Here is a 14133-nt window from a genome sequence, read left to right as displayed (position 1 = left end):
CAGTCAGTGGCGATCAGGTGGTGGATATGGTGGGAGCCGCGGCTGGTGCTGTCGGCGGCAAGACGGGCAAGGTGGTATCGCAGGCGGCGGATATTGCCAAAAAGGCCGGTTCGATAGCCTCATCCGTAGGCATCAATCCGAAGAACATTGTCAGCGGGGGGAGCGCAGCGGGCATCGCGTCATCCGCAGGTGTGAAGCCGATGAACATTGTCAGCAGTGGTAGTGCCGCGGGCATGGCCTCATCTGCGGGCGTGAAGCCGATGAACTTTGCCAGCGGCGGCAGCGCCACGGCGATGGCGTCCTCGGCTGCCAGTGCCCTGATGGGCGGCGCGGAACCGAGCGGGTTGCAGTTTACGCTCTCCACGGCGAACCTGCCTCCGCAGACCTTTGTGGTGGTGGATTTCAGCCTGACCGAGATGCTCTCCTCACCGTTCGTGCTGAACGTAGGCCTGGCCAGTGCCGATCCGGCCATCGACTTTGCCGCGGTGCTGGATGAGGATGCGACGCTGGAGATCAAGCGTGAAGGTGTGTTGCAACGCAGCATCACCGGCATGGTGGCGAGCTTTGAACAGGGCGATACCGGCCTGCACCAGACTCGTTACAGCATGGTGATCCGCCCGGCACTGTGGCGCACCACGCTGCGGCGCAACTCGCGTATCTTCCAGCAGCAGAGCATTGAAAGCATCATCACCACTTTGCTGAAAGAGAACGGCATCACCGATTTTGCCTTTGGCTTGCGTAACCCCCATCCGGCCCGTGAGTTCTGCGTGCAGTACCAGGAATCGGATTTTGACTTCATCCAGCGGCTGGCCGCCGAAGAGGGGATGTTCTACTACTTCGAATATCCCGAAGGCAAAAACATCGTGGTGTATACCGATGACGTAGGCACCCTGCCGCAGGGCGCTGTGCTGCCGTATAACCCGGGCGTAGCCTCACAGGCACTGGAGCTGTGCGTCACCACCTTCACCCGCAGCGCACAGGTGCGCACCGCCGTGGTGGAGCTGAAGGATTACACCTTTAAAAACCCGCAGTGGTCGGCGGCCTTTAATGAGCAGGCCAGCGAACTGCAAAACCAACGGCCAGACTACGAACACTTCGACTTCCCCGGGCGTTTCAAAGACGAACAGCACGGCAAGGCCTTTACCCATTACCGCCTGGAAGCCCTGCGCAACGATGCCAACCTGGGGAATGGGCAGAGTAACGACTTTACCCTGCAGCCGGGCCTGCTGTTTACGTTGACCAGCCACCCGCGTAGCGATTTGAACCACCAGTGGCAATTGCTGAGCATTCAGCACAGCGGCAGCCAGCCCCAGGCGTTGGAGCAGGAGTCTGGTGGGCAAGGCACCACGCTGAGCAACCAGTTCGTCTTCCTGCCGCACACCCAAACCTGGCGACCGACGCCGATGCCGAAACCGGCAATGGACGGCCCGCAGATCGCTATGGTGGTGGGTCCAGCCGGGGAAGAAATCTACTGTGATGAGTTCGGCCGTATCCGCCTGCAATTCCTGTGGGACCGCTACGGTAAAAGCAACGACAACAGCTCGTGCTGGATCCGCGTCACCCAGCCGTGGGCCGGGCAGGGTTGGGGGATGCTGGCCATCCCACGTATCGGCCAGGAAGTGGTGGTGGATTTCCTGCATGGGGATCCGGACCAACCGATCGTCACCGGGCGTACCTATCACGCCAACAATATCCCACCGGGATCGCTGCCTGCCAGCAAGACCCAGATGGCTTTCCGCTCCAAGACCCATAAGGGCGAGGGCTTCAACGAATTGCGGTTCGAGGATGCCAAGGGGGGCGAGGGGTTACATCTCCATGCTCAGAAGGATATGGAGACGATAGTACTGAACGATCGCAGTACCACGGTTATCGCCAATCACGATGAAAAAGTGGGTCAGAATCAGTCTGTCGCCGTGACACAGAATCAAACTGTCGCTGTAGGGGCAAATCAGGAAATCTCTGTCGATGGCGCGCAGAATAAAGTGATCAAAGGCGAAAAAAATCTGGTCGTTAACGGGGGCCGCTATACGGAAATCAAACCGGGAGGTTCCGGTGATGACGCGCCTGCAGGTGGATTCGCAGCGGTGGGTGCGGCCATCGCTAAAGCGCTGGCCCCCAAAGTTAACGACACGTTGGTGGTCCAAGACAATATTACGCTAGAGTCGTTAGAAGGTGGGGTTGTCCTCAATACCAAAGGAGGATCTATCACTATTGATGCCGCAGGCAATATCGCGATAGTGGGCACCAGTATTACCGTAAATGGTGCCTATATTGGCCTGAATGCCTCACCCAAATAAATTAAAAAGGAATTTAAAATGTATCAGATGAATGAAGGCACATTTGTTGCTCCTGAAGGGTGGCGAGATGAAAGTGTTAATGTGTTTATCTGCCCGGATGAAAGCGGCATTAATCTCACGATAACCCGGGCTGCCATCAGTAAAGGTATTCCCCCAGAGGAAACGTATGAAGATACGTTGAAAGAGTTTGAGGCGCATTTACCGGGCTATAAGGAGGTCGAACGCAAACCGATCATGCTTAATGATGAGCCCGCCTATCAGTTGGAATACCACTGGAAAAGCCCAGAGGGGCCAATGCACCAATTGGTGGTGATGTACGCCAAAAGAAACCAGTTGGTGAATTTCACGTTTACATCCCCTGGGGTCATGAGTCATAGCCAGAAGGCCTCATTGTTGCCAACGATAATGGGCTTCAAACCGCGTTAATAGCAGGGAGGCGTGATGCTACAACAATCTATAGGAACCCGCATTGCCCGCATGGGCGCGATGCATGGCTATAAGCCCTCCGGTGACATTCCCAAACCCACGGAGGGTCAACCTGCAGCAACGATCGGCCATGCGATTAAGCATGCCAGTTTTTGGGCTAAATTGGCTGGCGTGGTGGCGGGTGCCATTATTGCGGCCGCCGTCATTGCCGTGACAACCGCGTTGATTGGTGGTCCGGCGGTCTTGGTTCTGGGTATTGCTGCTGTGGGCTGTATGGGGGCAGCCTACGCCGCCTCCGAGCTGGGCTCTCCGGGCGTCGCCAGTGCGGCGGCAAAAGTGGGTTCTGCTATTGGTGACGGCCTGATGCTGGGCATGACTGACATGATCACCGGGGCCAGTAATGCGGTAACGAATTTCTTTGAAGACATGGGCAGCATGGATGGGGCTATTGCCACGGGTGCGGTCGGCGTGGTGATAGAAGGTGCGCTCGCCGCAAGGGCTGGCGTCAAAATCAAAGAACCGGGCGCCCCCGCTTCGGCAGCGGACAGTTCATTGGCTGAAGGGGTATCAGAGGGCTTCTCTGCCGGGGTAACGGATACCGTCGCGTGTTCCAAACATACCTCAGCACCGCCACCAAAAATTGCAGAAGGCAGTGACACGGTCTTTATTAATGGTCAGCCTGCGGCACGTAAGGGCGATAAAATCGAATGTGGCGCGACGATTAAACAAGGGGCAAAGACCGTCTTTATTGGCGTCGAGGGAGCGACCTACCTCAATGTGGCAGAGGAGTTTTCCTGGTGGCAGAAAGCCATATTCATTGCCGTCGAGTTCTTAATCCCCCCAAGCAGGGGTATGGTAAAGGGTTTTGGTAAGCTGTTTACGCGTGCAGGGCGAAAGGCTTTAGTTAAAGGAGCGAAGATTGGCGCGCTGAAAACGGCCCGTACTATACGGCGAAACTCCGGCTGCGCGCGGCATGCTTTCAAAAATAATACCGGGTTCAAGCGTTTTTCTGAGTCAACCAAAAAGTTCTTTAAAGGTGATCCGATTGATGTGGTAACCGGTAGGGTCATGGAGCAGCGAACTGACTTCGAATTGGGGCAGACTATCCCCTTATTCTTTACCCGAACGTTCGTCGCTGACTATGTAGGCAAGGGAGTTGTTGCCAAAAACTGGGCAGACAACTTTAGCGAACGCCTGCTGCTTAATGACAGCCGGGATCTTATCGAAGTCCAATTATTTGACGGGCAATCGCTGTACTTCTCATTGCCAGCTGGTTTCGATGAGGCGTGTAACCCTGAACATCCAGATTATATACTGGCGCGTAGCAATGAAGGGTTCCTGTTAACGGATAGACGCAATCGCATCTCACGTAAATTTATCGTTTCAACCACTAATCCAACCTTGTGTTTATTACATGCGCATTGCGATCTTCACGGTAACTCGATTGTGTTTCACCGGGATGAACAGCAACGACTAACCAAGGTTCATCACAGTGATGGGATCGTTCTGACATTTAGCTGGCATGTTAATGGATATCTTCACCAGATTATTCGGGTTGATTCCGGCCTTAATGATGTGTTGGTGAGTTATCAGCAAAATACGCAAGGTTACTTGGTTGAGGCGGATAGTCTGGCGTATTACCACCTGTTTTATGATTACACTTCTCAGGGCTGGATATCGCGTTGGTTTGATAATGATAAAACCTGGACGCGTTATGAGTATGACAGTGTAGGCCGGTGTACCTTCAGTGAAGCCGCTGAGGGGTATTATACCGTTACGTTCAACTATAGCCCTGGGAGTACCGAGGTCACTGACGGAAAAGGTCATACTTCACATTATTATCATGATGAGCAACAACGGGTCACCGCCGTACAGCAGCCTGATGGTAGCATCACTCGCTATGTTTATGATGAATTTGATCACTTGCTCAGCCAGATATCGCCTCAAGGGAGAACGATAACGTTTGAGTATCTGGGAACCACCGGGTTGGTATCACGCTATATTAATGAGGCGGGTGAGTGTTGGCAGTATACGTACAATTCGGCACAGCAGTTAACCTCAGTAAAAGATCCGTTTGAACGAGTCTGGCTGCAACAATATGACGACAAAGGGGAACCAAACCATTTCCTCGCGCCTGATGGTTCGGCAACCACGCTAAATTATAATGCGGCAGGCCTGGTTATAACCGTGGAAAGTAGTAACGGCATGCGTCAGTTTTTAAATTATGACGGCCAGCATCATCTGCTCACCCTGTTTAACGAAGAGCGTGGTGCTTTGCAATTGCGCTATGACAAACAGGGCCGTGTGCGTTCTCTAGTGCAGAATGGTAAAAACGAATGGGGCTATCAATACGATCGTCGCGGAAGATTGATCAAAAATACCCGGCCGAACGCAAGCCATGAAGATTTTACTCACGATCGGCATGGCAACCTGACGGCCTACACCGACGCGAATGGTGTGGTATGGCGCATGGAGTACGGCGCTTTTGACCTGCCGATGGCGCGAACGGATGGTGAAGGGAACCGTTGGCAATATCATTATGATAAGGACACGTTGGCGTTATGCCGAGTGACTAATCCTGCGGGGGAATCGTATCAGTATGAATTGAATGAGGTTGGCCGTGTCATCACCGAGCGGGATTATGCCGGTACCGAGTGGCATTACGCCTATGATGAGGATGGCAACTGCATTGAGAAGCGGGATGCATTAGGCCAGGTTACACGCTATGAATATGATGCCTGCTGTCAATTGCTGCTAGTCGCTACGCCTGAAGGAGAAACGCGCAACTTCTATGACCGGATCGGACGTTTGCTCAGCGTTGTTACAGAAGACGATGAGTTGGTCTTCACCTATGATGAAAACGATCGCATCGTACGTGAAATGAGCCGGGATCGTGAAATTACCCGAGAATACCCGGATGAGTTCACGGTGATCCGCCATCTGACTTCTGCGAACTCAGCACCCGCTTTAACAACGGTTTTCCACTATAACCGCGTTGGTGAGCTAACGGGGGTTGATTTACCCGATGCACAATATTTGAAGTTCATTACTGACAAGGAAGGGCATGAACGTGAACGCGTGAGCCCGTCAGGATTTATGTTCTGCCAGGACTACGATGAGATGGGGATGTTGACCCGGCAACGGGCCGGACGCCAAACGCAGATCTTCAGTCCTGAAGAAGTCCATGATATTCCAAGACCGACGCTGGCGAGTCTGGACAGGACTTATCATTACGACGCGGCGCTGAATCTGGTAGGGGCCAACGATGATAATGAACGCCTGAGTTATGTGGTGAATGGTAACCAGCAGGTGGTGTCGATCAGCAACGGGCGTTCATTGAAAGAGTATTATCGCTATGATGCCAGTGGTTACGTGGCCCAAAGGCAAACTGGTGAGCAACAGCTTGTTGCCCATGATGAAATTTATCAACGGGGTCATAGGCTAAAGCAACTGGGGCAAAACTGGTATGAATACGATGCCGCGGGCCGCATGACCGTTAAGCGTATTCAGCGAGAGGGTTACCGGCCGGAATACACGCGTTTTATCTGGAACTCGAAGGACCAGTTGGTCGCGTTGAAGGATGCACAGGGGCGACGTTGGCAATACCGCTATGATCCTTTTGGTCGCCGCACGGAAAAACGCTGTGAAGAACAAGGGTTATGCGTTAGCTATCTGTGGGATGGGGACAGCATAGCGGAAATCAGGGAGTATCGGCATGGGCACTTGCAAAAGGTCCGGCACTGGGTATTTAATGGCTGGGAGTTGATTGCCCAGCAAGAGTGTAGTTACGCAACTGAGCCTTCAGAGGAAGGTGTCTGCTGGGTGTTTGAAACACAGTTTGCCGTTTGTGCTCCTTCGGGACAGCCATTGGCGCTCTTTAACACCGCAGGAAAACGCGTCTGGCGTAGGCCACAGGAATCGTTGTGGGGGATTGCCTTAGGCAAAGCAGATCTGAACCCCCAGTTAGATCCGGGGCTGAAGTTTGCAGGCCAACTATGGGATGCCGAGTCAGGGCTGCATTACAATCGGTTCAGATATTATGATCCGCAGGCTGGATGTTATCTGACGTCGGACCCGATAGGACTGGCGGGGGGCGAGAATACTTATAGTTATGTTAAGAACCCTATAGACTCGATCGATCCATTCGGTCTTTCAACTTGCTCTGATGCGAGAAAGTTAGCCGACAATTTAGGTCCGAAACCGTTAGGGGGAGGGCAGCATGATGCTCACCACATTGTTATGTCGAATTCTACGGATCCTAAAATGAAAGACTTGAGAAAGTTGATGGATGATTTGAATATTGACATCAATGATAAAAGAAACGGTATTTGGCTGCCAAATACTAAAAATGATAGGATAACGGATACATTAACTACAGCCCATAAAGGTAATGGTGTCCATGGTAAAGCATATAAACAATATGTTTATGATAAGTTGATAAATTCAAAGACGGATAAAGAGTTCTTTAGTGCTCTGAAAAATATCAAAACAGAATTATCTAATGGGAAAATATTCCCGTTGGCAAATGGAAAAATGCCAGTGTGATTTTAGAGGTGATACATGGATAAGATAATAGATGAAATGAATAAAAAGATTAATCAACTAAAAAATGAATTGGAAGATCATGAGTTTCTAGAAAATAAAATAGCGTCATGTAGCTTTAATAGTAATTTTGTCTCATGGTCTAAATCAAGAGCTTATAGTCTCATTCCGTTTTATAGTGAGTTAACTGGTTATAAAACAGATAAAATGTTAACAAAAGAGCCAAAAAATAAAAAAAATTCATATTGTTATTTTGGACGGCCAGAGATAGATAGAATTGTGAGTTATAATTCTAGAGGAGTGATTGAAGCTGAAGAGTATATTATAAGTTCTGTTAATCATAAAATCGGCATAATGAAGGATTTTAGAGGTGATTTTAGAGCTTTAACTCAGCTATTTTTTGATAGCAAGGGTCGCTATTTAGAGTGTTATTCTGTAACTGATGATGATGAATACTTCGGATATCATTATATTTATAATGAGAACAACGTATCAGAGATCATATCTGTAGCAAGTAATGGCTTAAAACCATATGTTACGCTTTATCTAGAGTATATGGATGATGGTAATTTAAGGCGAATATATTTTAAAAATGACATGAAATTAGTTGATGTTTATAGTAGTAACTAAAAATGTTATAAATGATATTTTAATTGTTTATTCTGGGAGTTTCTATCTGAAACTCCCATTTTTATGAACGCATCTCTGTTAAACTTTAGTTGCCTTGCACAACGAGGTTACTAATCTATTAATTGTCTTAATTGAAGAAGGTTTTTTCAATTTTACGAGCTAATGTAGAAAAAGTTCCTTTTGTAACTCCAGAGCGCGAGCAGTACAGTGCGTCACGTTGATCGTCAGTAGTTACGTGGTAAGGCTGCTGTATGTCCGCGACCTCAAGGTAAAGTTTGTTAATCGTACTCAGCCCACATCTTTATAGGGGCATTCCCCTGACTCAATTAATCTGTATCTACATTACCATTTGATTTACAATAATTTTGTGCAGATAAAACTATCAAGGTAGGGCGGTAGCGTATGTACTACGATGCAAAGCCCTTGATTATTTACAGACGAATTTGATGTTACGATCCGGTGGTGGGTTGTTACCTGATGCCGGACCCGATAGGACTGGCGGGGAGGGGGAAAGGCCGTACGCATATGTTCATAATCCGTTGGATTCTATGGATTCTATGGATTCTATGGATTCTATGGATTCTATGGATTCTATGGATTCTATGGATCCTTTGGGATTAGCGGCGGCTGACTATCCTTGGAATCAAAGTAACATTAGTTTCGGTGAATGGTTTGATTCTGCTAATGTTCAAGATGTCAAAGATGCAATGGCTAATAAAGCCACAAAGACTGGTGTAACTGATGCGTTACGTAACGGCGGTGGAGCTCATGAATGGTTCCTTGTTTCGATGGCTGAAAAAGCCAAGTCATTAGGATTTACTTATAATGAACTTATTGAACTATCGACGCCGCGCTCGAGTGTTTGGTTCCAAAATGTGCCAGATCCTAGAAATATAGGTGCTTATTTAAAAGGGCCGCATTCTACCGGAGCTAAATTGCCACTTGGTCAATCGGGGCGAGCAAGTTCTATTGCACATACAATTCTCTCTGAGAGATTAAGTCAAGTTACATCAAAATCTGAAGTAATAAAAACAATCAAGTCATTTGCAAGTCAATATGTGAAAAATGGTGCGGAATTTGTTAGGGCATTCAAATGCGGAAAGGGATGATTTATGGAAAATAATAGAAAAAGTTACCCAGTAAGTATATGGATTGGTATAGCTGATGAGAATTTTGATGAATATATAGATCAAGATAGCTATGGTGAGGCATGTGGTTTTTGCAAAGACATCGGACAATCATATGATGTGGATACATTCTCTGTATATGTTGCAGAGGGTCTGGTGGAGTTAATGGATTTGATTGTTGAGATGCCATTTAGTGAGTCATATGAGGATGCTTTAATTGCTAAATGCAATGAAATAGGATTAGTGAAGGTTAACTCCTATATATCGATATTAAATGAGGAGTTTGATTTCCCTGATGATAAAAAAGATTTTTCAGGGTTAAAATTTATAGGTACCTTCCAATACTATTTGCCAGATGCATGGTCTAAGGGAGGGATCATTTAAGTTTTATTTATGGAAGCTCCACATTGGAGCTTCTCTATCACCGTTGCCTGTTATTTCCGCAGTATTGCTGGCTCAAATCGAATCACCACCTTACTAGATATCACACTGATCCCTAGCGGTTGCCCGGTAAGGCCACACTGCGTAAACCTGTCCCCGCCAGATACAACTCGCTGTTATCCCGCATCCAGTCATGGAGTTAGCTGCTAATGCTTTAAATTCCAATAAAATACGTATCTGGTTCATTAGAAGCGTTGTATATGACAAAGCATAGATTCTCTGATGGCACTAGAAAGGGGTGGATTGTGTCTGCTAAGTTAAATGTTCCTGAGAGTTTTGAACCTAATATGGTTTTTGTTGAGAATACCACCGATATTATAAGCTCACCTTCGAATAAGTTCATATCATATATCTGTTATATAAAAACAAAATAACCTGAAAAATCCCCCTAGATCTTTTCGGTTATTTTTATCTGTTGCTATGCTACCATATTATCTTGCTGTACCTGAATCACCATCTGACCGAGCAGCTCGTTGTGACCGTCAGAGATTGCCCGGTCAGGCAACACTGCATTAGCTATACAGCTCGCCGTTATCCCGTACCTAGTCCACGATCTTTTTGGGGATACTGGTATGTGCATTTACATTACCATTTGATTTAAAATGACTTTGTGCAGATTAAATTAGGTAGTGTATGTACTACGATGCAAAGCCTTTGGTTTTTACAGACGAAGTTGATGTTACGACCCGCAGGAGGGTTGTTACCTTACGCCGGACCCGATAGGGCTGGCGGGGGGAATGAATACATATGGCTATGTATTTAACCCGAATGAAGGCATCGATCCCTATGGGTTAGCTGGATGTGCCCGTGCCTTAGCTCGTGAAATGACCAGAGCTAATAAAGAATTAGCTAAAGCCGAAGGTTATATGACGAGCGCTTGGCACAAGGTGAGAGGTGCAGCCACTCACTATATAGTTGCATGGGATGACCCACGGGCACTAAAGCTAGGGAGATTATATAGAGACATAAAATACATATTGATTCGGCAGTGAATGGGATATTTTTAAAACATATGGTTTCAAACTCTATTCAGCCTGGTGCGTACCACCGAGTTATAAATAAGAATAAATACTATAATAATGTTTTTTAATAATTAGAGATGCCGATAAATCAGGTGAAAAACAGGGTGTTTTTGATGAATTGAATGCGATCAGAGAAGACCTCCTTTTTAACAGGTTGATATATTTACGGTGTGGTTATGAAAATTTTCTCAATAAAGCAGGATGTTGATGCTTTTAAATTTTACTTACAAAATGAGAATGATCCTTTGTCAATAAAGGCTTACTCTTATGAAGGAGAGTCCTTGGCTTCAGGTTGGACTCCATTTAGCATAAATTTATTTAGAGGGAAAACAAAGCTGGAGAAATCCTTGAGAGAGGATTTTAATGCATCTTGCTTTGATGACGGGTTACTTTTTGTTACGGAAGATGTGGCAGAAGCTTTATGTAAAGTGACGGACTTTTTTGAACAACTACAGGTAATTACAGATGATGGTAGATGTTTTTATTATATGAACTTAACTAGAAAAATACCGTCACTAATTTTTAATGATAGAAGTGAAATTAAAGACATGTATCGCAGTGGGGTTTATACTTTCAATGAAAGTATCATTGCCAATGAAACTGTTTTTAGAGATGATATTTTGACTTCGAATTACTTTGTTACGGAAAATTTTCTAAAGGAATTTAAATATGATATTAAAGGAATCTACTTTAAAGAGGTAGGTGAGGTTTAAATACGTTAACCGGAAAGATGCCCAGAATCTTTCCGGGTGTTTTATTGTTATTATAGTGACATATTACCTTACTGAGCCTGAGTTATTACCTTACTGGGCATCATGTTGATCACCAGCGATTGCCAGTTCAGGCCACTTAGCATCAACTACTCCCAGCTAAATCCAACTCATCGCTCCGCGTATCCAGTGCCGCGCTGATATCGATTGTGTTCCAGCTTCCTAATCTGTCTGTATGTTCATTACTATCTGATTTATAATTCTTTTTAAAAAAACTATCAAGGTAGGGTGGTAGCGTATGTACTACGATGCAAAACCTTTGGTTTTTACAGATGAAGTTGATGTTACGAACCGCTGGAGGGTTGTCACCTGACGCCGGACCCGATAGGGCTGTTGTGAGGTATGAATACTTACGGGTATGTGCCAAACCTCGTGCTGAAGTTGCAAGAAAAATCCTTGGGAATCATGATATACATATAGATTCTGCTGCAATAGGATATTTTAAAAAATATGGATCCAAAATCTATACAACCTAGAGCCTATCATCAAATTATTCATTACAGATAAGTATTATAGGGATGTAGTTACAAGATTAACATCTGCCGATAAATCAGGTGGAAAATAAGGGATCCCTAACGAACTTCGAGCAATAAGTGATGATTTTCTTTTCAACAAAAAATTTGGTAGGATCTTGTCTGTGAGGATTTTTTTAATAGAACCTGATGCCGAAAATTTTAAGTTTTATGTCTTGGATGCTCAGGATCCTTTGGCTGACAACATACCTTCATTTGAAGGTCAATCATTAATGAACTCATGGAAACCATTTCGCGTTAACATTTATGATGGGAAGACAAAATCAGAAAGGAATCGGAGAGAAGATTTTAACGCATCATGCTTCGATGTTGGGTTATTGTATGTTACCCCTGACTTGGCTGTGGAAATAATTGAAATAACGAAATATGCTTAAAGTCTAAAAATAATAACAGATAACTATCGTGATTTTAATTACATAAATATCACAAGGAAAATACCATCTCTTTTATATAATGATAGGAATGAAATAAAAGACATGTATCGCAGTGAAAAATATAAGTTCATTAAAGACAATGTCCTTAATGAGATAATATTTAGAGATGAGATTCTATCGTCAAACTACTTTGTGACGGAAAAGTTTGTAGATAATCTAAAATGCGATATTAAAGGTATCATTTTTAAAGAGGTTGGTGAAGTTTAAAATATATTCACAGATGTCCATTGGACACTGACTTAAATCGTAAAGATCCTTTTTGGATCTTTACGGCTATTATCTACTTGTTGTTACGCCAACACAATATCCCGCTGTACTCGAATCACTACCTTGCCAGGTATCACCCTGATCGTCCGGTAAGGCCGCGCGGTGTCAGCTAGTCCCCCTGCAAGATACAGTTCGCCGTTATTGCGTATCCAGTCTATGTTCTCATTAGATGATGTACCCTTAATCAGTCTGCATTTACATTACTGTTTGATTCACAATAACTTTATGCAGGTAAAACTATCAAGGTAGGGCGGTAGCGTATGTACTACGATGCAAAGCCTTTGGTTATTTACAGACGAAGTTGATGCTACGGTCCACCGGTGGGTTGTTACCTGGCGCCGGACCCGATAGGGCTGGCGGGGGAATGAACCTGTATGCGTATGCACCAAATCCTATTACTTGGATCGATCCGTTAAGGATAACTGGTTGTGGGCTTGTCAATGGTGTTCCTATAAACCCAGGAATAGTACGCCGTTTTATGTCAAAAATTGAATATAAAGACTTCCTCAAAAATGGATTTAAATTTGATCCTATAGATACTCGAGGTGGAATTAGCGTAACTTCTGTGAAAGTTGATCCTAAGAATCCAGACTCTGTACAGAGAAGTACAGGGGCATTAGGTGCTGATTACTATGTTGATATTGATACTAAAAATAAAAATGTAGAATTAAAAGGGAAAACAAAAGGCGGCGTAATGGATTGGAAAATAAAAGATGATGTCAGCCCTAGCGATGTGAAAAACAAAGGCAAGGTGAGCAAATGTTAAGCGAAACGTTACATGAGTTTGACCGGATTTATAATAAGCTGTGGGCAGAGATTAGAGATGAATCAGAAAGGGGAAATTTGATTTCACAAGGTTTTGATTCTGAGGTTTCTGTTATTTTAACTGATTTAATTAAACGGAGAATATTTCAATTAAACGCATTTGAAATTATGCTTCATTTAGAGCCTAATCAAGCTTTAGATACCTTGAAGAGTTGGTATCTTTCTTTGGATCTTTCTCGTCATATTAAAGATCAAGTGTCAGATCTTGAAATTATGTTATCTGACATAAAAGATATTTTAGGTGAGGAAAAGCTTAGAGAGGTACTAAGCTGCTCTGAGTTCTTACCAGAAAATAAAAAAAATCAAAGAGTCAAGGATGCGATTGCTTTTGCATTGGATGAGGATTAAATAAAAACCGGAAATATCTCTTGGATCTTTCCGGCTTTTTCTCCATTACTATACTTGCATATTGCTTTGTTGTACCTGAATGATTACCTGACCGGGCATTACGCTGGTTGTCTGGTCAGACCGCATTGCGTCAGTCAGTCCCCGCCAGATACAGTTCACCATTATCCCGTATCCAGTCTATGCTGATTTGGGGATACTATTATGCTTCAATCAGTATGTATCTTCATTACCAATTGATTTACAATAATTTTGTGCAGGTACAACTATCACGGTACGGCGGTAGCGTATGAACTACGATGCAAAGTCTCTGACCCATTACAAGCCAAATAGGTAGTACGACCCAGAGGTAGGCCGGTTTACGACGCAGGAACCGATAGGGCTGGCGGGGGGAATGAACCTGTATGCTTATGCGCCGAACCCTATTACTTTGATCGATCCGTTAGGACTCGCTGAACTTTTTGATCTGGGTAT

10 protein-coding genes and 1 pseudogene are annotated in these 14133 nt (G+C 45.2%); all 11 read left to right on the top strand.

What is annotated here, in order from left to right; all coding sequences use genetic code 11:
* Positions 1–293 precede the first annotated feature (293 nt).
* Positions 294–2297 (top strand): type VI secretion system tip protein VgrG, encoded by a 2004-nt coding sequence (locus N6G83_RS17280; protein WP_409529719.1) that lies wholly within the window; start codon positions 294–296, stop codon positions 2295–2297.
* 18 nt (positions 2298–2315) lie between these two features.
* Positions 2316–2723 (top strand): DcrB-related protein, encoded by a 408-nt coding sequence (locus N6G83_RS17275; RefSeq protein ID WP_211135934.1) that lies wholly within the window; start codon positions 2316–2318, stop codon positions 2721–2723.
* A 15-nt stretch (positions 2724–2738) separates the two neighbouring features.
* Positions 2739–7268: an RHS repeat-associated core domain-containing protein gene (locus N6G83_RS17270; RefSeq protein ID WP_260524007.1), complete on the top strand. Its 4530-nt coding sequence runs from the start codon at positions 2739–2741 to the stop codon at positions 7266–7268.
* 15 nt (positions 7269–7283) lie between these two features.
* A complete protein-coding gene (locus N6G83_RS17265; RefSeq protein ID WP_211136947.1) occupies positions 7284–7895 on the top strand; it encodes a hypothetical protein in 612 nt (203 codons plus the stop codon).
* Between the two features lie 557 nt (positions 7896–8452).
* Positions 8453–9004, top strand: coding sequence for a hypothetical protein (locus tag N6G83_RS17260; RefSeq protein ID WP_260524006.1), 552 nt, complete (start codon positions 8453–8455; stop codon positions 9002–9004).
* Positions 9005–9007: 3 nt separating this feature from the next.
* Positions 9008–9406, top strand: coding sequence for an immunity 22 family protein (locus N6G83_RS17255; protein ID WP_211136940.1), 399 nt, complete (start codon positions 9008–9010; stop codon positions 9404–9406).
* 776 nt (positions 9407–10182) lie between these two features.
* Positions 10183–10455, top strand: coding sequence for a hypothetical protein (locus N6G83_RS17250; RefSeq protein ID WP_312847377.1), 273 nt, complete (start codon positions 10183–10185; stop codon positions 10453–10455).
* Between the two features lie 206 nt (positions 10456–10661).
* Positions 10662–11198 (top strand): hypothetical protein, encoded by a 537-nt coding sequence (locus tag N6G83_RS17245; protein WP_211136939.1) that lies wholly within the window; start codon positions 10662–10664, stop codon positions 11196–11198.
* Positions 11199–12853: 1655 nt separating this feature from the next.
* The gene (locus N6G83_RS17240; protein ID WP_260524005.1) at positions 12854–13255 is read left to right on the top strand and encodes a hypothetical protein; all 402 of its coding nucleotides are present in this window, start codon (positions 12854–12856) and stop codon (positions 13253–13255) included.
* Positions 13249–13662: a hypothetical protein gene (locus N6G83_RS17235; protein ID WP_248006619.1), complete on the top strand. Its 414-nt coding sequence runs from the start codon at positions 13249–13251 to the stop codon at positions 13660–13662. Before N6G83_RS17240 ends, N6G83_RS17235 begins: the two co-directional genes overlap by 7 nt.
* 334 nt (positions 13663–13996) lie before the next feature.
* Positions 13997–14113, top strand: a pseudogene (locus N6G83_RS54930) (RHS repeat-associated core domain-containing protein); the annotation flags it as partial.
* Positions 14114–14133: the final 20 nt, after the last annotated feature.

This window comes from Serratia sp. PL7 (assembly GCF_945957435.1).
This window is presented reverse-complemented; position numbering and strand designations above follow the sequence as displayed.